The sequence below is a fragment of the Streptomyces sp. 2-1 genome (assembly GCF_048564895.1).
GTDB classification, from domain to species: Bacteria; Actinomycetota; Actinomycetes; order Streptomycetales; family Streptomycetaceae; genus Streptomyces; species Streptomyces phaeochromogenes.
The window spans coordinates 10,019,528-10,040,672 of the sequence record NZ_CP183383.1; the positions used below are offsets into that span (position 1 = coordinate 10,019,528).

At 70.9% G+C, this 21,145-nt stretch carries 18 protein-coding genes; 11 read left to right on the forward strand and 7 right to left on the reverse strand.

Annotated elements, in window-relative coordinates; genetic code table 11:
• Positions 1-270 precede the first annotated feature (270 nt).
• Genes ACN20J_RS43805 through ccrA form a run of 4 tightly spaced genes read left to right on the forward strand, consistent with a single transcriptional unit; the run spans position 271 to position 8,475 of the window.
• Entirely contained in the window at positions 271-2,001 is a 1,731-nt protein-coding gene (locus ACN20J_RS43805; protein WP_419668165.1) for a fatty acyl-AMP ligase, read from the forward strand.
• Positions 1,998-6,137, forward strand: coding sequence for an alpha/beta fold hydrolase (locus ACN20J_RS43810; protein ID WP_419668166.1), 4,140 nt, complete (start codon positions 1,998-2,000; stop codon positions 6,135-6,137). Before ACN20J_RS43805 ends, ACN20J_RS43810 begins: the two co-directional genes overlap by 4 nt.
• 13 nt (positions 6,138-6,150) lie before the next feature.
• Positions 6,151-7,134 (forward strand): alpha/beta hydrolase, encoded by a 984-nt coding sequence (locus tag ACN20J_RS43815; RefSeq protein ID WP_419668167.1) that lies wholly within the window; start codon positions 6,151-6,153, stop codon positions 7,132-7,134.
• 39 nt (positions 7,135-7,173) lie between these two features.
• Positions 7,174-8,475 carry a crotonyl-CoA carboxylase/reductase gene (ccrA, locus tag ACN20J_RS43820; RefSeq protein ID WP_419668168.1) on the forward strand — a complete coding sequence of 434 codons (1,302 nt, stop codon included), beginning with the start codon at positions 7,174-7,176 and terminating at the stop codon, positions 8,473-8,475.
• Positions 8,476-8,481: 6 nt separating this feature from the next.
• On the opposite strand, the gene ACN20J_RS43825 is transcribed toward ccrA, so the two are convergent.
• Entirely contained in the window at positions 8,482-9,945 is a 1,464-nt protein-coding gene (locus ACN20J_RS43825) for a cytochrome P450 (RefSeq protein ID WP_419668169.1), read from the reverse strand.
• 358 nt (positions 9,946-10,303) lie between these two features.
• On the opposite strand from ACN20J_RS43825, the gene ACN20J_RS43830 reads away from it, so the two are divergent.
• Genes ACN20J_RS43830 through ACN20J_RS43850 form a run of 5 tightly spaced genes read left to right on the forward strand, consistent with a single transcriptional unit; the run spans position 10,304 to position 14,573 of the window.
• Positions 10,304-11,938 carry an ATP-binding protein gene (locus ACN20J_RS43830; RefSeq protein ID WP_419668170.1) on the forward strand — a complete coding sequence of 545 codons (1,635 nt, stop codon included), beginning with the start codon at positions 10,304-10,306 and terminating at the stop codon, positions 11,936-11,938.
• A 5-nt stretch (positions 11,939-11,943) separates the two neighbouring features.
• Positions 11,944-12,354: a roadblock/LC7 domain-containing protein gene (locus ACN20J_RS43835; protein ID WP_055611716.1), complete on the forward strand. Its 411-nt coding sequence runs from the start codon at positions 11,944-11,946 to the stop codon at positions 12,352-12,354.
• Positions 12,351-12,722, forward strand: coding sequence for a DUF742 domain-containing protein (locus tag ACN20J_RS43840; protein WP_189844169.1), 372 nt, complete (start codon positions 12,351-12,353; stop codon positions 12,720-12,722). The genes ACN20J_RS43835 and ACN20J_RS43840 overlap by 4 nt, the downstream gene beginning before the upstream one ends.
• Positions 12,703-13,323: a GTP-binding protein gene (locus tag ACN20J_RS43845; protein ID WP_189844168.1), complete on the forward strand. Its 621-nt coding sequence runs from the start codon at positions 12,703-12,705 to the stop codon at positions 13,321-13,323. Before ACN20J_RS43840 ends, ACN20J_RS43845 begins: the two co-directional genes overlap by 20 nt.
• The gene (locus tag ACN20J_RS43850; protein ID WP_189844167.1) at positions 13,320-14,573 is read left to right on the forward strand and encodes a cytochrome P450; all 1,254 of its coding nucleotides are present in this window, start codon (positions 13,320-13,322) and stop codon (positions 14,571-14,573) included. The genes ACN20J_RS43845 and ACN20J_RS43850 overlap by 4 nt, the downstream gene beginning before the upstream one ends.
• 121 nt (positions 14,574-14,694) lie before the next feature.
• Here ACN20J_RS43850 and ACN20J_RS43855 read toward each other — a convergent pair whose 3' ends face one another.
• Positions 14,695-15,726, reverse strand: coding sequence for a 7-epi-alpha-eudesmol synthase (locus tag ACN20J_RS43855; RefSeq protein WP_419668171.1), 1,032 nt, complete (start codon positions 15,724-15,726; stop codon positions 14,695-14,697).
• A 375-nt stretch (positions 15,727-16,101) separates the two neighbouring features.
• On the opposite strand from ACN20J_RS43855, the gene ACN20J_RS43860 reads away from it, so the two are divergent.
• Positions 16,102-16,494, forward strand: coding sequence for a VOC family protein (locus tag ACN20J_RS43860; RefSeq protein WP_189844165.1), 393 nt, complete (start codon positions 16,102-16,104; stop codon positions 16,492-16,494).
• Positions 16,495-16,543: 49 nt separating this feature from the next.
• On the opposite strand, the gene ACN20J_RS43865 is transcribed toward ACN20J_RS43860, so the two are convergent.
• The 3 genes from ACN20J_RS43865 to ACN20J_RS43875 form a co-directional block, all read right to left on the reverse strand.
• The gene (locus ACN20J_RS43865; protein WP_361885760.1) at positions 16,544-17,011 is read right to left on the reverse strand and encodes a peroxiredoxin; all 468 of its coding nucleotides are present in this window, start codon (positions 17,009-17,011) and stop codon (positions 16,544-16,546) included.
• A 73-nt stretch (positions 17,012-17,084) separates the two neighbouring features.
• The gene (locus ACN20J_RS43870; RefSeq protein ID WP_189844164.1) at positions 17,085-17,378 is read right to left on the reverse strand and encodes a DUF4235 domain-containing protein; all 294 of its coding nucleotides are present in this window, start codon (positions 17,376-17,378) and stop codon (positions 17,085-17,087) included.
• A gap of 138 nt (positions 17,379-17,516) precedes the next feature.
• Positions 17,517-18,533 (reverse strand): glutathione S-transferase family protein, encoded by a 1,017-nt coding sequence (locus ACN20J_RS43875; RefSeq protein ID WP_419668172.1) that lies wholly within the window; start codon positions 18,531-18,533, stop codon positions 17,517-17,519.
• Positions 18,534-18,626: 93 nt separating this feature from the next.
• Between ACN20J_RS43875 and ACN20J_RS43880 the strand changes: the two genes are divergently transcribed.
• A complete protein-coding gene (locus tag ACN20J_RS43880) occupies positions 18,627-19,637 on the forward strand; it encodes a cation diffusion facilitator family transporter (protein ID WP_361992594.1) in 1,011 nt (336 codons plus the stop codon).
• A gap of 187 nt (positions 19,638-19,824) precedes the next feature.
• Here the strand turns inward: ACN20J_RS43880 and ACN20J_RS43885 are convergent, their stop codons facing one another.
• Both ACN20J_RS43885 and ACN20J_RS43890 read right to left on the reverse strand, forming a co-directional pair.
• Positions 19,825-20,274: a nitroreductase family deazaflavin-dependent oxidoreductase gene (locus tag ACN20J_RS43885; protein WP_190232039.1), complete on the reverse strand. Its 450-nt coding sequence runs from the start codon at positions 20,272-20,274 to the stop codon at positions 19,825-19,827.
• Between the two features lie 141 nt (positions 20,275-20,415).
• The gene (locus ACN20J_RS43890) at positions 20,416-21,048 is read right to left on the reverse strand and encodes a LysE/ArgO family amino acid transporter (RefSeq protein ID WP_419668173.1); all 633 of its coding nucleotides are present in this window, start codon (positions 21,046-21,048) and stop codon (positions 20,416-20,418) included.
• Positions 21,049-21,145: the final 97 nt, after the last annotated feature.

Here is a 21,145-nt window from a genome sequence, read left to right on the forward strand (position 1 = left end):
CCGCCGTCGCACGGATTGTCGGCGGGAGAGCGCCGCCCGGGCTCTGGCCCACGGCATGGAATCGACGGCACGCCTTTGTCAGCGAACTGACAGAAGGCGGAAGACGAACTGTCAGCACGTCGTCTAACCCACCCCTCGCCCGGAGGCGGAACCTGGGGCACCGCCCCAAGCGGACGCACCCGCCCCCTCGCATCCTTTGCTCCGCATTCCTCGCTCCGCATTCCCCGCTCTCGCTCAACTCGCGCTGCCGCCGACCCAGTTGGAGCCCCCATGACCTCCGTCCGGCCCGCCGAATCCGCCTCACTCACGGACCATCTGAGGCACTGGGCCAGACACCGGCCGCAGCAACGCGCCTTCAGCCACGTCGACTTCCCCGACAGCGCCCCCACCGGAGTGCACCGGGCCCTCGGATGGCGTGCCCTCGACGCCCGGGCCAGGGCCGTCGCCGACCGACTCGTCCAGGTCGCCTCCCCCGGCGAACGCGCCGCCCTCGTGCTGCCCCAGGGGCTCGACTACGCGGCCGGCTTCCTCGGCTGCCTGTACGCGCGCGTCATCGCCGTACCCCTCTTCGGTCCCCAACTCCCCGGCCACGAAGGGCGACTGGCTGCCGTCCTGGCCGACTGCGAACCGGCCTGTCTGCTCAGCGACTCCAAAACGGCCCGCGCGATGGGCGAGTTCATCCGCGAACGCGGCCTGGCGGAGGTCCCGGTCGTACCCGTCGACCAACTCCCCGTCCAGCGCGGCGGGTTCATCGATTCGGGCGAACCGTCGGGCGCTCCCGAGCCGGACGACATCGCGTACCTCCAGTACACCTCCGGCTCCACCCGTAGCCCGGCCGGCGTGATGATCAGCCACGCGAACGTCGTCGCCAACGCCCGCCAGGCCATCGACGCGTTCATCGCCGACCCGGACGCCGCCACGACGGTCGGCTGGCTGCCCCTCTTCCACGACATGGGCCTGGTCCTCAGCATCGCCGCGCCCGTCGTGGGCGGCTTCCCGTCCGTCCTCATGGACCCCTCCGCCTTCCTTCAGGACCCCGCCCGCTGGTTGCGCCTCCTCGGCTCGTACGAGGGCACGGTCAGCGCCGCCCCGAACTTCGCGTACGACTACTGCGTGGCCCGCACCGCCCCCGCGCTCGTCGACGAACTCCGCCTGGACCGCGTACGGGTGCTCATCAACGGCAGCGAACCGGTGCGCGCCGGGACGGTGGACCGCTTCCACACGACCTTCGCGCCCGCCGGGCTCGACCCGGCCGCGCACTGTCCGGCCTACGGCCTGGCCGAGGCCACCGTGTTCGTGACCGCGAGCTCCCGCGACGAACCGTCCTCGGCCGTCGCCTGCGACGCCGACGCACTCACGGAGGGGCGGATCGAGGAGACGTCGGACGAGTCGGCGGCCGTCCTCGTCCCGTGCGGGGCGCCCGTCGGGCAGGAGCTGCAGATCGTCGGCCGGGACGGCGCCGTGCTGCCACAAGGACGGGTCGGCGAGATCCAGTTGCGCGGACCCAACATCGGGCTCGGCTACTGGAAGCGCGCCGGACTCACGGCCGAGACCTTCGGCTTCGGCGCGGCCGAGGACTGGCTGCGCACCGGCGACCTCGGCGCCCTGCACGACGGGCGGCTTCTCGTCACCGGCCGCCTCAAGGACGTACTCATCGTCGACGGGCGCAACCACTACCCCCAGGACATCGAGGAGACCGTACAGACGGCCGTGGCCCTGATCCGCCGGGACCACCTCGCCGCGTTCGGGGTGACCCGGGCGGACGACGTGGGCGAGGATCTCATCGTGGTCGCGGAACACCGGCGCGACACCGATCCGACGCCGGAGGACACGCAGAACGCCGAACGGGTCGTGCGCGCCGCGATCTCCGCCCGTCACGGACTGCGCCTCGGCTCACTGCTGCTCGTACCGCCGGGCTCCGTCCCCCGCACGAGCAGCGGCAAGGTGTCCCGCGCGGCCACCCGGGCGAGCTTCCTCGACGGCGGGTTCGGGCCACGATGAGCGTCTCACGCAGGGAGATCCGCGAGCTGATCGCGGGCCGGCTCCAGGACTGGTACGGGGTCAGCTCCGTCCAACTCCCCGACGACAGGCCCCTGGCGGAGGCAGGACTCACCTCCCGGGACGCGGTGGCGCTGACAGCCGACCTGAGCGAACTGGCCGGAAGGCGCCTCCCGGACACGCTGCTGTGGGAGGCCCCGACGATCGACGCCCTGGTGAGACGCCTGGAGGCGACCGAGCCCCGTAAGGGGCGCGGGGCTGCGACACATACGGCTCCGCCGCGCGGGCGTGACCAGCCACAGCGGGCCGGGACCATCCAGACCGAGCCGATCCCCGTCGCCGTCATCGGCGTCGGAGCCCGCTTCCCAGGCGGCGTCACGTCCCCCGACACCTACTGGCAACTCCTCACCGAAGGCCGCGACGCGGTAGGCACACTTCCGCCCGGCCGCTGGGACCCCTTCGTCCGGGATCCGGAACGCCTTCCGGACGACGTGACCCGGCACGGCGCCTTCCTCGGCGGCCTCGACGACATCGCCGGCTTCGACGCCGAGTTCTTCGGCATCCCCGCCCACGAGGCGACCGCCATGGACCCCCAGCACCGCATGCTCCTCGAAGTCACCCGCGAGGCCCTCGACCACGCGGCCCTCGCCGCACCCACGCTCGCGGGCACCCGCACCGGAGTCTTCGTCGGCATCAGCGGCAACGAGTACGCGCACCTCACGACCGCCGACCTCCGTGCCGTGGACGCCTGGACGGCCACCGGCGCGTCCATGAGCATCGCCGCGGGCCGCCTCTCGTACGCCCTCGACCTGCGCGGCCCCAGCCTGTCAGTCGACACGGCGTGCTCGTCGTCGCTCGTCGCGGTGCACCACGCCGTACGAAGCCTGGTGACGGGCGAGAGCGACACGGCGCTCGCCGCCGGGGTGAACCTGCTTCTGACCCCCGCCGTCACCCTCGGTTTCCAGCGCGCGGGCGCCCTCGCCCCGGACGGCCGCTGCAAGGCCTTCGACGCCGCGGCCGACGGGATCGTACGCGGCGAGGGCTGCGGAGTCGTCGTACTGAAACGCCTCGCGGACGCCGAACGCGACGGCGACCGCGTCCTGGCGGTGATCCATGCGACGGTCGTCAACTCCGACGGCCGCTCCAACGGCCTGACCGCCCCCAATTCCGAGGCCCAGTGCGCCCTCCTCGCCGAGGCGCACACCGCCCCGACGACCGTGGACTACGTGGAGGCGCACGGCACGGGCACCGCCCTCGGCGACCCCATCGAGGCGAGCGCCCTCGGCGCCGTGCTCGGCCGCGAACGCTCCCTGGACCAGCCCCTCCTGATCGGCTCCGCCAAGACGAACCTCGGCCACCTGGAAGCTGCCGCCGGTATCGCGGGCCTGATCAAGACCGTGCTCGCCCTGCACCACGGCGAGATCCCCGCCCACCTGCACTTCAACCGCCCGGGCCCGCACGCCGACCTCGACGCGCTCGGCCTGCGTGTGGTCGGCTCGCCCGAACCCTGGCCCCGCTACTCGGGCACGGCCACCGCGGGCGTCTCGGCCTTCGGCTTCGGCGGTACGAACGCCCATGTCGTCCTCGCCGAACACCGCCGGGCCGCCCGGGCGAAGGGCCCCGCCGGCCGCCCCGCGCTGCTCCTGCTCGACGGGCCGACCAAGGAGCGCGTACGCGCCTACGCCGGTGAACTGGCCGCTTGGCTGGACACCCCCGACAGCCGGCGCGTACGCGACGCCGACCTCGCCCGCACCCTCGCGGGGCGCACCGGCCGTGGCCGCCATCGCGCCGCTCTCGTCACCCGCGACCGCACCGAGACCCTCACCGCACTCGGCCGCCTCGCGGCGGGCGAGCCCTCTCCGCGGCTGGTCACGGGGGAGGGGCGGCCGGGCGGGCCCGGACCCATGGTGTGGGTCTTCTCCGGCTACGGCTCCCAGTGGCCCGGCATGTGCAGCCAACTCCTCGCGACGGAACCGGTGTTCGCCGCCGCCGTCGACCGGCTGGAAGCCATCGTGCGCTACCACGCGGGGCTCTCCCTGCGCGCCGGACTCCGCCCCGACGCCGACCTCTCGACCCCGGCCACCGTCATGCCCGTGCTCTACGGCGTCCAGGTCGCCCTCGCCGAACTGTGGCGCTCCTACGGCCTCGAACCCGACGCCGTCATCGGCCACTCCCTGGGCGAGATCGCGGCGGCGGTCGTCTCGGGCGCGCTGGACGAGGCCACCGGCGCCCGGATCGTCGCCGTACGCTCCCGGCTGCTGGACCGGATGACCGGCGGAGCCATGGCAGTCGTGGAGCTGCCGGCGGCCGAAATCCCGCTGCTGGCAAGGGAGTTCGGCACGCTGGAAGTGGCCGTGCACTCCTCGCCCGCGCAGAGCGTGGTCACGGGCTCCGCCGAGGACGTGGCCGGGCTGGTCGCCCGGGTGACCGCGAACGGCGGCTTCGCCCGTTCGCTGGGCGTGTCGGGAGCGGGCCACTCGCCCGAAGTCGACCCGCTGCTCCCGGAGTTCGCGTGGGAACTGGGCGAGGTCCGGCACTCCGAGCCCCGCTGCCGCCGCTACTCCACCGCGCTCGGTGATCCCCGCGAGACCGCGCCCTGCGACACGGAGTACTGGGCGGCCAACCTGCGCAACCCCGTCCGCTTCGCACAGGCCGTGCGCGCAGCCGTCGAGGACGGCCACCGCGTCTTCGTCGAAGTCGCCCCGCACGCCACGCAGTTGCACCCGCTGACCGACACCCTGCGCGACGCCGGCGCCGACGACGCGCTGATCGTGCCCACGCTGCGGCGCGACACCGACGACGCGTTCACCTTCCGGACCTCGCTGGCCACGCTGCTCGTGCACGGCGTACGGGTGGCCCAGCCGCGGGAGGGCCTGCATCCCGAGGGCCGCATCGTGGACGTCCCGCCGCCCCGCTGGCGCCACCGCCGCTTCTGGGCGGGGGAGGAACCGGCCGATGAACCGTCCCGGGAGGCGCCTCTCGACCCGGCCGCCGGTCCTCTCGAACGGCTCCGGCTGTGCGTGGCCGCTGTCATGGGCTACAGCCCCGAACGCCTCGACCCCGACACCCCGTTGACCGACCTCGGGCTGGACTCCCTCACGGCCGTGCGGATACGGGCCGCCGTGGAGCGGGAGTTCGGCATCGAGGTGGAGCCGGGGGTGCTGCTCAGACGCGGGACGCTGAGGGGCGTGGCCGAGCTGCTGGAGACCGGGGGAGAGGCGGAGACGGTCGGTACTCCGGGACGGCAGGCGACGCCCGGCGATCCGAAAGAGCGGGGAACGGAGGTGAGTTCGGCCGCCGACGGGCCCGTACGAGGAGGTTCCGCGACCCGGCCCGACGCGCCGCCTCCTCTCCGGACGTTCCCGGGAACCGGCCCCGGCACCCCCCTCTTCCTGGCCCACGCGGCAGGCGGATCCGCCGATGTCTACGCCCGGCTGGCCCGGCGCCTGGACGGTGACCGGCCGGTGTACGGCTTCGACCGGCAGCCCGACCCCGACGATGTGCCGGGACGGGCCGAGGAGTTCGCCCGGAGGGTACGGGAAGCGCATCCCAAGGGCCCCTGGATCCTTGGCGGTTGGTCGTACGGCGGCCTGGTCGCCCAGGAGGCGGCCCGGCTGCTCACCCCGCACGGCAGGGTCCCCGCCCTCGTTCTGCTCGACTCGGTCCTGCCCCTGCCCACCAGTCTCACCGCGACCGACCTGGCCCTGCGGCACTTCCGGGACTTCGCCGCGTACGTGGAACGCACCTACGGCACCGCGCTCGACCTGCCGTACGACGAACTCGCCGGGCTCGACGACGCGGGACGGATCGACCTCGTCGTCAAGGTGCTGCGGGACACCGTCGAACTACCCGAAGCGGTCCTCGAACACCAGCGGACCTCCTATCTGGACCTGCGCAGCGGCGAGCGCCACCGGCCCGGCGGATACGCGGGCCGCACCCTGCTCTACCGGGCGAGCGAGCCCGCCCCGCACACCGTCCACGACCCCCGTTACGAACGCGGCGACGCGACGCTCGGCTGGGACGCGCACTGCGCCGACCTGACCGTCGTCCCGTTGCCCGGCCACCATCTGTCGCTGCTCGACCCCCCGGTCGTCGACACGCTGGCCGCACTGCTGACACGCGATCTGCGGGACTCCTGAAGGGACTTGCCCCATGACTCGTAAGCGGAGATGTGCCGCGCTCGCGGTGACAACGGCCCTGCTCGGCGCGGGAGTCGGGCTCAACGCCCCACCCGCGACCGCGGCTCCTCCCGCCGCCGCGGTGGCCGCGAGCGCCACGATCGTCGCCGAGCAGTGGCTCGACACCCGAACCGTCGACCTCACGGTCGCCTCCCCGGCGGTGGGTGCGTCCCTGCCCGTGCGGGTGGTCCTGCCGACCGGCTACGCCGCCCAGCCCGACCGTACCTGGCCCGTGCTCTACCTCCTCCAGGGCGCGCACGACGACTACACGTCCTGGACGAGGGAGACGGACGTCGTCGACTTCCTCGCCGGCCAGAACGTCATCACCGTGATGCCGTCGTCCGGCCCCACCGGCATCCCCACCGACTGGTGGAACTACGGCAGCGCCGGCGCACCGGACTACGAGGCGTTCCAGGTCGACGAGTTGATGGGGCTGCTGCAGCAGAAGTTCCGGGCGGGGACGAAACGTGCCGTCGCCGGTGTCTCCACCGGTGGCTACGGCGCCCTGGCCTTCGCCGCCCGGCACCCCGGGACGTTCACCGCGGCGGCCTCGTACAGCGGGATCCTGGACACCACGGCCTTCGGCATGCCCACCGTGCTCAACGCGATCGTCGCCCGGGAACAACTGCTGCCGCTGACGCTCTGGGGCAGCCCGCTGCTCAACCGGGACAACTGGAACCGGCACAACCCGTCCGCGCAGGCCGCCAACCTCAAGGGCACCAGCCTGTACATCTCCCAGGGCAGCGGCCTGGCGGGCGGTGACTTCGACAACCTCGAAGGCGCGGTGCTCGAAGGCGCGCTCTGGTCCCAGGCGCACCGGTTCACCGATCGGCTGGATGCCCTGGGTGTCCCGGCCCAGGTGCACTTCTACAACGGCGGAGCACACGCGTGGCCGTACTGGCGACAGGAGTTCAAGGCGTCGTGGCCCCTGCTCGCGGCGGGCCTCGGCCTGAGCTGACCCCCTGGCCCCAGCCGATCCCCTCAAGGAGGAACCACCATGGACGCCCTGGCCGAGGCAGTCGTCGCGGGAGCCGCCCGCAGCGAACTGGAGCACCTGCCCCCACCCGACCGCTTCACCGCCGCCCACCTGCGCGCGGAGGACGTCGACAGTTTCACCGGAGTCGCCGACAAGGACGTACGGAAATCCATCCACATCGGCGCGGTGCCGATGCCCGAACTCGCTCCGAACGAGGTGCTGGTGGCCGTCATGGCCAGCGGCATCAACTACAACACCGTCTGGTCGGCGATGTTCGAACCCATCCCGACCTTCACCTTCCTGAAGCACTTCGGCCGTCAGGACCGCTGGGCGGCCCGGCACGACCAGCCCTTCCACGTCATCGGCTCGGACGCCTCCGGCGTCGTCGTGCGCACGGGTTCGGGCGTGCGCAGATGGCGGGTCGGCGACTACGTCGTGGTGAGCCCCGTGTACGTCGACGAGGAGGACCCCGCGACCCACGCCGACGGCATGCTGGGCACGGGCATGCTGGCGTGGGGCTTCGAGACCAACTACGGAGGACTGGCCCACTACGCCGTGGCCAGGACCAGCCAACTCCTCCCCAAACCCGCCCACTTGACCTGGGAGGAGGCCGCCTCGAACCCGCTGTGCGCGGGCACGGCGTACCGCATGCTGGTCAGCGACCGGGGTGCCCGGATGACCCAGGGCGACGTGGTGCTGATCTGGGGAGCGGCGGGCGGCCTCGGCGCGTACGCGGTTCAACTCGTCCGCAACGGCGGGGGCATAGCCGTCGGCGTCGTCAGCAGCGAGCAGAAGGCGGAGTACGCCCGCCGGCTGGGCTGCCACCACGTGATCAACCGGGAGGAGATCGGCCTCAGCGGCAGCGAGCCGCCCGCCGATCCCGCCCTGGTCGGCAAGCGGCTCGGCAAGCTGATCCGGGCCGCGACCGGGGAGGACCCGCACATCGTCTTCGAGCACGTCGGCCGGGCCACCTTCGGCGTCTCCGTCTTCGTCGTCCGCCGCGGCGGGGCGGTGGTGACGTGCGGCTCCAGCACCGGCTACCAGCACGAGTTCGACAACCGGTACCTCTGGATGCGCCTCAAGCGCGTCATCGGCAGCCACGGCTCCAACCTCCACGAACAGGCCGCCGTCGGCCGCCTCCTCGACCTCGGCCACCTCACCCCCGCCCTCACCGAGACCTACCCCCTCACCGACACGGCCGAGGCGGCCCGCCTGGTCCAGAACAACGCCCACCTGGGCAAGGTGGGGGTGCTGGCGCTGGCTTCCGGGCCCGGGCTGGGGGTTGTGGATGCGGAGAGGCGGGAGCGCCTCACCGGGATGTGACCGCCATCAGGAAGGGGCGGGCTGCTCCTCGTGCTCCTGGGCCTTCGTCGGGACCCGCGGCTGCGGTGTCATGGAGAGCTTGTCGGGCTTGACCGTGACGATGGCCTGGGGGCGCGGGGGAGCGGACGTGAGGGTCAGCCGCCAGCGCTGGACGACGGTGGCCAGGACGATGAGGAGTTCGGTCCAGGCGAACTCCTCGCCTATGCACTTGCGCCGGCCGTCCCCGAAGGCGAGGAACGAGGAGCGGTTGATGCTCTTGGCGCGCTCAGGTTCCCAACGGCCCGGGTCGAAGGCCGCGGGGTCCGCATAGACCTCGGGGTCGTGCTGGTGGACGTACGGGCTGTATACGACGTCCGCGCCCTCGGGGATCGGGACTCCGTCGAGGACGACCGGCCGTGTGGTGGTTCGCGTGACGAGCCAAGCCGGTCCGTACATGCGCATGGCCTCCTTGAGGACACTGCGCATGTACGGCAGGGAGGCCAGGTCCTCCTGGCGCAGCGGGCGTTCGCCGCAGACGGCGTCGAGTTCGGCGTGCAGCTTCCGCTCGATGCCCGGGTTGCGGCTGATCTCGTACAGGGTCCACGCCAGGGTCGTCCCAGTGGTCTCGATCGCGCCCGTGAGAAGGGTGATCGCCTCGTCCTGGAGCTGCTGGCGGGAGAGAGGGCCTGTCTCGGGGTCGTCGGCGGTGAGGAGAGTGGAGAAGAGTCCGGTCTGCGACGCGGTGCCCTCGGCCTGCGCGCCGTCCTGATGGGCGGGGCAGCCGGGCGGCGGCGCGGGCTGCTCCGCGGACGCCAGCTGGGCCCGGTGGTGGTCGATGGCCTGGTCGATGAGGACTCGCAGCCGGGCGACCCGGCGCTCGTGCGCGCGGTTCGCGGGCAGAGGCAGTTTCGTCACCCAACCGGGCAGGATGGTCTGCCGGATCGTGCCACGCATGATCTCCGGCATGAGGCCCTGGAACTCCTGCTCGACATGTCCCGGCAGGCCCGAACCGAAGAGCGCCACGAGGAAGGTCGACAGCGTCAAGTCGTTCATGTCCTCGTACGTGTCACGCGCGACCCCCTCCGACCATGCCTCGGTCGCCGCCCGTACGTGGCTGATCATGACGTCGCCACGGGTGGCGATGTGCGACTTGTTGAACATGGGCTGCATCAGCCGCCGGTGCTTCATGTGCAGGTCGCCGTCGGCGATCGTGGCGAGGCCGTTGCCGAAGAACACCCGCAGCGCGTCGATGATCTTGCCGCCCTTTGCGAACGCGTCGACCTCCGTCACCAGCACCCGGCGGGTGACGGCCGGGTCGGTGACCACATAGGCGGCGGTGGGGCCTATCAGGATCTTCACGACGCTGCCCTGTTCGCGCAGCGCGTTCATGAACTCCAGGGGACGTCGGGCCAGTTGGTGTCCGTGTCCGATCAAGGGCAGGCGGCCGGGGGCGGTCGGGGCCGAGGCGGGGGGACCTGATACGCCGCTCATCGGTGGGTCTCCTCAAGATCAACTCGGGTGCTGTGATCATGACATGCATGCCCACGCGATCCGTGTCGTACCCGCCGTTTTCGTCACAGCACCCTCCGGTCGCGGCAATGAGTAAAGGGATTTGTCGACTGATTCGAGCTGGTCGGAGGGTCGCCAAAGCTTCACAGAAGTGGGCCGGTGAGGTTGATCTGAGGTAGATCAAACCCGATAAGGTTCCCTGAGGCGCGGCGAGTTGACGCGACAGCAATCGGTTGTCGCTCGCTGTCCACGCATGCCCGTCGCGGGGTGGATCACCGCGCGACGAGTGCTGCCCCGAGCTTCTCCCCCCTGTTCGATCGTGTTGCTTCGAAGGATGCAGATGGAACTTGCCACTCCGCCACCGGAGGCGCGGGCACCGGCCGCCTGGTACAGCTGGTGGCTGATGCCCCTGGCCTTAGGCGCTGGAACCGTCGCCGCCGCGGTCGCCGGACCCGACTCGACCCAGATACCCGCGATCGTCTCCGGCGTCGCGGCGACGGCTGCGAGCGCCATCTCCGTACGACTTCTCGTCCGCTCCCAGCTCCAGCTGCGCCGCAGCGCCGGCGAGTTCAGGAACGCGCAGGCCGAACACTCCCAGCAGTGGCAGCAGCACGTGGCCGGCCTGGAGCGCAAGTACGCGGCCGAACGGTCCACGTACGACGCCCAGTTGGCCGAGCAGGCCAAGGCCTACGAGTCGCGGATCGCCGAGCAGACGCGGGCCTGGCAGGAGCAGCTCGACCGGCAGCTCGCGGCCGTCGCCCAGCTCGCCGACCAGCAGCTGCCCGAGGCGCTGGAGCGGCTGCGGGCCGGTGACTCCATCGACGACGTGCTGCCCTCCGTCAACCAGTACGCCGAGGTCAGCGCCGACCTTCAGGCCCAACTGCGCAAGGTGCTCAGGACGGCGCTCATCGGCGTGGAGCAGGAGTTCAACCGCTCCACCTCCGCCGAGCAGGCCGTCATCAGCATCGGCAGCCGCATCCACGTACTGACCAGCAAGCTGCGCGGCCGGCTCCACGAGATGCAGGGCGAACACGGCAGGCTGCCCTCCGTCGCCCAGGGTCTGATGGAACTCGACCAGCAGCTCGGCCCGGCCGACTCGCTGGCCGCGAGCATTGGCGTGCTCGGCGGCTCGGACCGGCCCGGCCGCCAGTGGCAGGAGCCCCAGCGCCTGCTCAGCGTGGTGCGCGGTGGTATCGGCCGGATCAAGGACTTCGACCGCGTCCAGGTCCAGCATCTGCCCGAACTCGGCGTCGACGGCGGCATGGTGGACCACCTCACGCTGATCTTCGCCCACCTGCTCGACAACGCGGCACGCTACTCGCCGCCCACCGAGCCGGTGATCGTCTCCGGCAAGGAGGTGCCCAACGGTGTCGGCGTCGAGATCCAGGACTCCGGCAAGGGCCTGAACGAGGAGAAGAAGCAGGAGGCCCTCCAGTCGCTGGAGGGTGTGGCCCCCGGCCCCGGCCTCGGCGGGGTGTCCGAGGACGCCCACCTCGGTCTGCGCGTGGTGGGAGCCCTGGCCCGCCGGTACGGCATCAGGGTCACCTTCGCGGACTCTCCGTGGCTCGGCACCTCAGTGGTCATCGTGGTACCTCACAAGTACTTCAGCCAGTTGCCCGCCGCCGTCACGGCGCCGGCTCCTGTCGCTGAGGCTTCCGTCGCGCCGGGCACCGTTTCGGCCCCGGCCGAGGAACCGGCTCAGGCCGAGGAGCCGGAGGCGACCGGGGACACCACCCCCGGCGGTCTGCCCCGGCGCCGCAGGCGAGCCGAGTCCGAGAGGCCCAAGTCGGCCGCCCGGGAGGAAGAGTCCACCGCCACCGCCTCGCACGCGGTGCCGCCGGACGAGTCCTTCACCGGCCTGGCCGCCTTCGCCACGGCCGGACGTGAGCCGGCCGCCGGGCGTGAGCCGGCTGCCGGACACGAGCCGACCGCCGGACGTGAGTCCACAGAGCACCGCACTGAAGAGAGCGACTAGTCCACATGACGCAACAGGGAACCGACGTGAGCTGGGCGCTCCGCGATCTGGTGGAGAGCATCCAGGAGATCCGCTTCGCCCTCGTGGCCTCCAGCGACGGCAAGGCCATCACCTCCTACGGCGCCGACGACCCCGACGACGTGGACCGTTTCGCCGCAGTGGTGGCGGGCCTGCAGGCACTGGCCCAGCCCGTGGCCGAGCAGTTCCCCAAATACGCGGGGCAACTGCGCCTCGCGATGATCGAGGTCGACGGCGGTCACCTCTTCGTGGTGCGCGCCGGCGTGGAGACGTACCTCGGAGTACTCGCCAGGGAGGGGCTCGACCAGGGCCTGCTCGGCCACCAGATGAGGGACCTGGCCCGCAGGATGGGTGAGCTCCTCGGCACCACTCCGCGCCTGGAGGAGCACTCTGGATGAGTGGTCCCCGCCGACCCACGGACCCGTCCGGTCTCGAGCGCTACTACGTCCTCACGGGCGGTCGCAGCGGACCGGGCGGTTCGTCGTCGAGCCTTGACGTGGCGACCCTCATCACCTCCCGTGCCGCGGCCGTCCCCGGTCTGCAGCACGAGCACGAGGAGATCCTCCGGCGCTGCCGCGATCCGCTGTCGGTGGCCGAACTCGGCGCCCATCTCGGATTGCCCTTCAACATTCTCGCGGTGCTCTTGGCCGATCTGCTGGACGCAGGCCGCGTTGAAGCCCGTGACCCCATCCCGGCGTCGAACGCCGGTCGCGGGCCCGACCTCGCGCTCCTTGAGGAGGTACTCAGTGGACTTGAAAGGCTTTGACCATCCCGACCGGTACTCGGCGGACGGCACTCTGCCGGACGGTGCCCGCTCGGTGAAGGTGATGATCGCCGGCGGGTTCGGCACCGGTAAGACCACCATGGTCCGCTCGGTCAGCGACATCAAGCCGCTCACCACCGAGGAGACGCTGACCCAGGCCAGCGCCGACGTCGACAACCTGATCGGGGTGGCGGACAAGCAGGAAACCACCGTCAGCCTCGACTTCGGCAAGATCGGCATCAACGACCAGCTGGTGCTGTACCTGTTCGGCACTCCCGGCCAGGAGCGGTTCTGGTTCCTGTGGAACGGGTTGTTCAAGGGCGCGCTCGGGGCCGTGGTCCTGGTCGACACGCGTCGACTGGCCTCCAGCTTCCGGGCGATCGAGGAGATGGAGCGGCAGAACGTCCCGTTCGTGATCGCCCTCAACGTCTTCCCCGACTCCAAGGACCACCCGGTCGAGGAGATCCGCGACGCCCTGGACATCTCCCCGCACACCCCGATCGTGGCCTGCGACGCCCGCGACCGGGCCTCCAGCCGTGATGTGCTCATCGCGCTGATACGCCACCTCAAGGAACGCTCCGCAGTCGCTCTGGAGTCCCGATGACCGACCAGCCCTTAAACGGTCCCGACGCCCCGCGCGGCTGCCCGGTCGCGCACGGCGGGGGAGACGGGCTCACCCGTCTCTACGGGCCCGACGCGGCGACCGACCCGATCGGTATCTACTCGCGCCTGCGCAAGCAGCACGGGCCGGTCGCGCCGGTACTGCTGGAGGGCGACATCCCGGCGTGGCTGGTCCTCGGCTACCGGGAGAACCGGCGGGTGCTCGACAACCCCCGCCAGTTCAGCCGGGATTCGCGGATCTGGCGGGACTGGAAGGACGGGCGCGTCGAGAGCACCTCGCCACTGATCCCGATGCTGGGGTGGCGGCCCGACTGCGTCTCCCAGGACGGCGAACCGCACCGCAGGCTGCGCGGTGCGGTGACGGACAACCTGCAGGCCGTCTCGAGCCGTGGCATCCGCCGCCATGTCACACACTTCTCGAACAAACTGATCGACGTGTTCGCCGGGGCGGGCAGTGCCGACCTGGTTTCCGACTACTCCGAGTATCTGCCGATGCTCGTGCTGACCAGGGTGTTCGGGCTCGCGGAGAGCGAGGGGCGGCAACTGGCCGAGTCCACGGCGCTGGTCATGAAGGGCGGTGCCGAAGCACTCGTCCACAACGACCGCATCATGCAGATCCTCGGTGAACTGGCTGAGCGCAAGCGGGTGGAGCCGGGCTCGGACTTCACCACCGGGCTGCTGGAGCACCACGCCGACCTCGACGACGACGAGATACTCAACCATCTGCGTCTGGTACTGATCACCGCGAACGCCACCACCAGCAATCTGCTGGCCCGGGTGCTTCAACTGGTGCTCACCGACACCAACCGGCTATCCGGTCTGGTCAGCGGGCAGCTCAACATCTCCTCCGTCGTCGAGGAGGTCATGTGGAACACCCCGCCGCTGGCCGTCCTGCCGGGGCGGTTCGCCGCGGCCGACCTCGAACTGGGTGGGCACCGTATCCAGGAGGGCGACCTGCTCGTCCTCGGTCTGACCGCCGGAAACGCCGACCCGGAGATCCGGCCCGACGTCGGCATCTCCGTGCACGGCAACCAGTCGCACCTCGCGTTCAGCGGGGGGCCGCACGAGTGCCCCGGGCAGAACATCGGGCAGGCCATCATCGAGACGGCCGTCGACGTTCTGCTGCACCGGCTGCCGGGGCTGCGGCTCGCGGTGACGCCGGACGAGCTCACCTCCACGGCCTCCACGTGGGAGGCGCGACTCGACCGGCTTCCGGTGGAGTTCACGGCGTAGGCGCTCCGCCGGGTGGTGGTGGCCGCTGCCGTTTGTCGCCCCCGGTTGGTCCCGCCCACGCGGCGGAGCCGCACGATGTCACAGCCCCGCGCCCCTGAACGGGGGCGCGGGGAACCGTCTTTCAGACTGCCAGTAGGTCGTCCAGTGACCCCTGGCCCGCCAACTCGGCCCTGGCGGCCGGGGATTCCTTGTCCGCCGCGTAGCGGCCGGACGTAAGTGCCCACTCGTAGTTGCCGTTTATCCAGTGCTGGATGGCCTCGACGCCCATCCGGACCTTCTCGCGGTCGTCCTCGTCCAGGCCGAGTTCGTCGCACATCTGCGGTACCTGCGCCTCCAGTCGGAGGTACTCGGCAAGGCTGTCCGTGGTCATCTTGACGGCCTCGTCGGCGGCCTCCTGCCACCCGCAGCGCCGCTCGCGGTGCAGGACGGCTATCAGGTTGTGGCCGTCCCCTCGGCGTTTCTCGCGCTCGAAGGAGTGGATGTCGTTCATGAAGCCGATGGTGTCGGCGGCCAGGTCCCGCATCCTCTCCATCAGCGGATGTGCCTGCACCTCGGCGGGCACCTCGAAGCCGCGGCTGCGCTCACCGGCGTCGATGCTGTGATGGATACCGACCGTGCGGCGGCGGAACTCGGCGTACTCCTGAAGGTCGAGCGTTCCGGCCAGGCCGCGGGCGGCCAGGTCGACCTCCTCGGTGTGCGCCACGAGGAAACGGCCCCAGGAGGCCGCGAATCGCGTCCGCCATGTCAGAGACATGCCATCCGAAAGATGGGCCCAGACCTCCGCCCAGGCCACGGTGATCGGGCACGCCACACGAGGGGTGATGCCTGTCGGCCGCAAGGGGGTGGCGATGAGTTCCCGCGCGACCTCCGCTATGCGGTCGGCGCGATCCAGCCTACCTGAGTCGAACTGGTCGTCGAACAGAAAGGCCAGCGAGAACCAGTTCATCAGGACGACCATGTCGTCAGCCGAAGCGTAGGGATAGGTGCGGGCCGCCGCCTGGGGCAGATCCCAGGATCGGTACTCCTCGAATCCCGCCTGGCTGCGCACCAGGCCCTTGTCCCATACCCAGCGCAGATGGCGGGCGCGGGCGTACTCGAGATGTTCGCTGACGGGGGTGGTGAAGGGGAGGTCGAACCTGACGTCCTGCGGCATTCGCGTCCTCTCTTGAGACGATTCACAGAGCCCCCCATCCCTGTGGGCGGACGTCGAAATCGACGCCCGCTGGCTCGAACTGCGTTTCCCGAGACGAAAGTTGACTCGATTTACGCTACGAGGCTGCCCTGATCGTAAATGATCTATGCCACGACCTCGGTGACTTGACCGTGACCTGCGTTACACCACTCCGTGACCTCGACGATTTGTCGGTCTCCGTGGCCGAATGAGCGCGTTCGCCTCCGGCGCCGACGGGTCAGACGGGTCAGACAGGTCATGGGCGCGCGGCCGACTGATTCCCGCAGGAGGGGTACCCGGTCGCCGTGGAGCCGTGGGCGGAGCGCCGCTCGTGGTCGGTCGGTGTACGGAGGAAACATGGCACTGGTAGTGGCGGGCGTCGTGGTGTTGGACTGTGCCGAGCCCGAGAAACTCGCCGCGTTCTACAAGGAGTTCCTCGACGCGGAGCAGACGGACGCGTCGGCGAACCGTGTGGAGATCAGGGCAGCCGACGGATTTCGGATCGCGTTCCGGCGGGACGTGAACGCCACTCCGCCGAGCTGGCCGCGCCCCGAGAACTCGCTGCAGGCCCACATCGACTTCCACGTCGAGGATCTGGACGCGGCCGAGCGCAAGGTCATCGGGCTCGGCGGCCGGGCGCTGGAGGCCAAGGACCCGTCCGGTCCGTTCGAGGAGCGGGGGTTCGCCGACCCGGCCGGCCACTCGTTCACCGTACGCAGCAACCGGACGACCGCGCCCAAGCAGGGCTGAACGACCCAAGCAGGGCTGAACGAAGAGGACTTGAAGAGGGCTTGAGGGCTCAGCCCTTGTGCGCGCGCAGGGCCGCCAGGGCGCGGTCCGCGTGCGCGCTCATCTTGAACTCGCTGCGCACCACTTCCAGCACCTTCCGGTCCTCGGAGATCACGAAGGTGACCCGCTTCGTGGGTGCCAGCGAGAAGCCCCGCTTCACCCCGAACTGCTCGCGGATCAGCCCATCCGGGTCGGACAGCAGCGGGTACCCGAGGGTGTGCTTCCCGGCGAACTCCTGCTGACGCTCGACCGCGTCACCGCTGATCCCCACCGGACGGCCCCCGGCGGCGGTGAACTCGGCGGCCAGGTCGCGGAAGTGGCACGCCTCGGCGGTGCAGCCGGCGGACAGCGCCGCGGGATAGAAGAACAGCACGACCGGCCCCTCGACCAGCAGCTCGGAGAGCTTGCGCGAGGTGCCGGTCTCGTCGAGAAGCTCGAAGTCCTCGACGGTGTCGCCGACCTCTGTCTGGTTCTTCACGATCGCTCCCCTGACTGCCGGCCGGCTCCGGGCCGACTGCGTGGAGGCCAACCGTACTGGACGGTAAGGGGAGTCAGTCGCGGCCCCCCTTGTCGCTGGAGGGCCACACTCCGGTCGACCGCTCGATGGCCGTCGCCCCCGTACGGTCCACCGCGCTGCGGACGACCGCGAAGAGCGCGCCCTGGATGGCCGCGGCGAGCAGAACCTCGCCCCAACCGCGGTCCTTGTCCAGCGCGTCGGGAGCGTCCTCCTCGTGGCGTATCGCCTTCCAGGTCGCCTGGAAAGCCATCCCGGCGAGGGCTCCGCTCGCCCAGCCGAGCACGAACCCGAGGGGCTTGTAGACGAGTGGCAGCTTCTTCTTCTGCATCTGGGTCTCCTTCGGCTCGCGTTCCGGGGCTCACCATGGCGAGTGTCCAGTTCAGCGGCACCTACGCAAAGAGCCGGCGGATGCGTGGCGGCCCAGGCTCGGACGCACGGACCGGGCAGGCGCGGACGCACGGACGGTTCAGGGCCGACCCGCCGCCGGTACCTCCTCGCCCTCGCGCACCGGCCCCGGCGGACTCCCGTCCCCGAAGGGCCGCCCGCCCAGTTCCTCGCGGCCGTGCGAGGTGAGCCAGCCGGACAGGTCCGGCCCGAGCGGCACGATGCCGGTCGGGTTGATGCCCGTGTGGACCTGGTAGTAGTGCCGCTTGATGTGGTCGAAGTCGACCGTGTCCCCGAATCCGGGCGTCTGGTAGAGATCACGGGAGTACGCCCACAGAACCGGGTCCTCGGTCAGCTTCCAGCGGTTGCACTTGAAGTGGCCGTGATAGACGGCGTCGAAGCGGACCAGCGTGGTGAACAGCCGGATGTCCGCCTCCGTGATCGTGTCCCCGACCAGGTACCGCCGCCCCGCGAGCCGCTCCGACAGCAGCTCCAGCCGCCGGAACACGCCCTCGCAGGCCGCCGCGTACTCCTTCTGACCGGTGGCGAACCCGGCCCGGTACACCCCGTTGTTGACGTCCTCGTACACCTCCGCCATGACCTCGTCGATCTCGGCGCGGAGGTCCGCCGGGTAGAGGTCGGGCGCGCCTTCCCGGTGCAGGGCCGTCCACTCGGTGGCGAGGTCCAGGGTGAGCCGCTGGTAGTCGTTGGTCACCAGCCGGCCGGTCGGTACGTCCACGAGCGCGGGCACGCTGACGCCGCCCGGAGCGCCCGGCTCCCGGGCCTCGTACGCCTCGCCGAGATACTGGATGCCGAGTACGGGGTCCCGGCCGCCGGGGTCGAGGGTGAACCGCCAGCTCCGGTCGTCCTGGATCGGGTCGGCGATCGCCATCGACAGGGCGTCCTCCAGCCCCAGCAGCCGTCGGGAGATCACCGCGCGGCTCGCCCAGGGGCACGCCCGGCTGACGACCAGGCGGTAGCGCCCCGCCTCGACCGGCCAGCCGTCCCGGCCGTCCGCCGTGACGCGGTCCGTGAAGTGGCTCTTGGACCGCTTGAAGGACTTCTTGCCGTACGCCCTGTTGCCCTCGGTGTCGCTCATACCTGGTCCCTTCCGTGCGCCTGCTCTGGGGAGGGTTCCCCGAAAACCGCCGTCGCCCCGTGTGAGGGCCGGTGGGAGGGGCATTCGGCCGAGATGAGTCACAAGCCCTCCACACCGTCCGATCGCAGGACCCGGGTCACCGTGCTGGTGGCGCTGGCCGCGAACCTCGTGATCGCCGTGGCCAAGGCCGTGGGCGGGCTGATCGCGGGATCGCCCGCGCTGCTCTCGGAGGCCGCGCACTCGGTGGCCGACAGCCTGAACGAGGTCTTCCTCCTCGCCGCCCTGCGCCGCAGCAGGCGCCCCGCCGACAGCCGGCACCCGTTCGGCTACGGAAAGGAACGCTTCTTCTGGTCCCTGCTCGCCGCCGTCGGGATCTTCGTGATGGGCGGCTGCTTCTCCTTCTACCAGGGCGTCGACGCCCTCAGCAGCGGGAGCACGGAGACCCACGACGGTTATGTGGTCGGACTGGTCGTCCTCGTCGTCGCCCTGTTCGCCGAGGGCGCGTCCCTGCTACGGGCCCTCCACCAGGTACGTAAACAGGGGGGCCTCGCCGCCGGAGCCCGAGACCCTGCCCTGCGGACCGTCGTCGCGGAGGACGGCACCGCCGTGCTCGGGGTGACTTTCGCGATCGTCGGCATGGCCCTTCACATGGTCACCGGCCAGATCGTCTGGGAGGCGTCGGCCTCGCTCGCCATCGGGGCGCTGCTCGTGTACGTGGCGTACCGGCTGGGCCGTGACGCACGCGACCAGTTGATCGGCCAGGCCGCGGATGTGGAGTCGAGCAGTCGTATCCGCGCGCTGCTGGAGGCGCAGCCCGAGATCGACTCGGTGGAGTCCCTGCTGACCATGCAGCTAGGCCCCGACTCGACGCTCGTCGCCGCCCGGGTCGACCTGGTCCCCGGCCTGGACAGCGAGGAGGTCGAGCTCGTCGCCGTGCGCATCAAGCGGTCCGTCGCCCACACGATCCCGGAGGCCGACCAGATCTTCCTCGATGTGACGGACGCCGCCATCGCGCGCCGCGCCGCAGGGGCCGAGCACGCGGGTTCCCGCCCCGGTGCACACGTAGGCGGCCCCGCCGCGACGGGGGAACGCGGCGGGGCCTGAGCATCGGGTGCCCGGCGGTCCGGGAATCCATGCCAACTTTTTTCGAACGAGTTCCGGGAGCCGCCGCAGAGCCCCCGTCGGGACCAGGACGATGGGCCGCACCAGGACGCCGGGCCGTACGGGGACCGTGCCCCGTTACGGCCCACGGCCATGTGCGCTTCGGCCCAAGGTCATGTGCCCGCGCCGCTCACTCCCCGGCGGCCGGCTCCAGGACGAAGACCGGTATCTCGCGGTCGGTCTTCGTCTGGTAGTCGGCGTACGCCGGATACGCGGCGACGGCCCGCTCCCACCACTGGGCCTTCTCCTCGCCGGTCACTTCGCGTGCCGTCATGTCCTGGCGCGTCCCGCCGTCCTGGAGCTCCACGTGGGGATCGGCGACGACGTTGTGGTACCAGACGGGGTGCTTGGGCGCGCCGCCCAGCGAGGCGACGGCGGCGTAGGTGCCGTCGTGCTCCACGCGCATGAGCGGCGTCTTGCGGATCTTCCCGCTCTTGGCACCCACCGTGGTCAGCACGATCACGGGCAACCCCGTGTCCATCAACGTCGTTCCCTCGGTTCCGTTCGAGCTCTCGTACAACTCGACCTGATCACGTACCCACTTGGTGGGGCTGGGTTCGTACTCACCTTTGAGAGGCATGACATTCATCCCATCGATCGTCGTTCGTGCGACTCGTGCCGACTCCCGATTGAACACGGACACCCCAGGGTTTTCATCCCTCCCGCACGCCGCTCCCGCAGACCACTTCCGTAGACCGCTTTCGTCTGCCGGAGCGGTCCGTCACGACGGCGCCGCCAGCATGCGTACGGCCAGCGCCAGGATCACGGTGCTGGACACCAGTGCCGTCATCAGCCGCCCCCGCCGCCCTGTCAGAACCCGGCCGAGCAGCGCACCGCCGCCCGCGAGCAGCAGTTGCCAGCAGGCCGACGCGACGAAGGCGGCCAGGACGAACACCCCCTGTTCCAGGAGGCCGGCGGCAGCGCCGGCACTGCTGCCGAGGACCAGCGCCGCGAAGTACACGACGGTGGTGGGGTTCAGCATCGTGATGCCGAGCAGGGCCAGGTACGCACGGCCGGGGCTCACCGGCGTCCGGTCGGAGCGGGTGGCGAGCCGCTGCTCGCGGTACTGGCGGAGCGCGGCGACTCCGCTTCGTACGGCGAGGGAGACGAGCACGAGTCCCGAGGCCCAGCGCAGCGGTACGAGTACGGGCTGGAGGGCGGTGGCGAGCGCGGAGCCGCCGAGCGCGGCCACCAGGGCGTAGATCCCGTCGGCCGTCGCCACGCCGAGCGCGGCGCACACGCCGGTCCGCAGGGACGTACGGGCGGTGAGGGAGACGAGGTAGGTCGCGACCGCTCCGACGGGGATGGCGATGCCAAAGCCCGCGAGAAGCCCCGCGACGAGCGCGGCGGTCACGACCGCGGAAGCGAGAGCCTCCGCGGTCGGCCGGACTGCTGCTGGACCCGCACCGGACGAGCGGTGGCGAAGGTCGGCGGCAGAAGGGCTTCGGTCG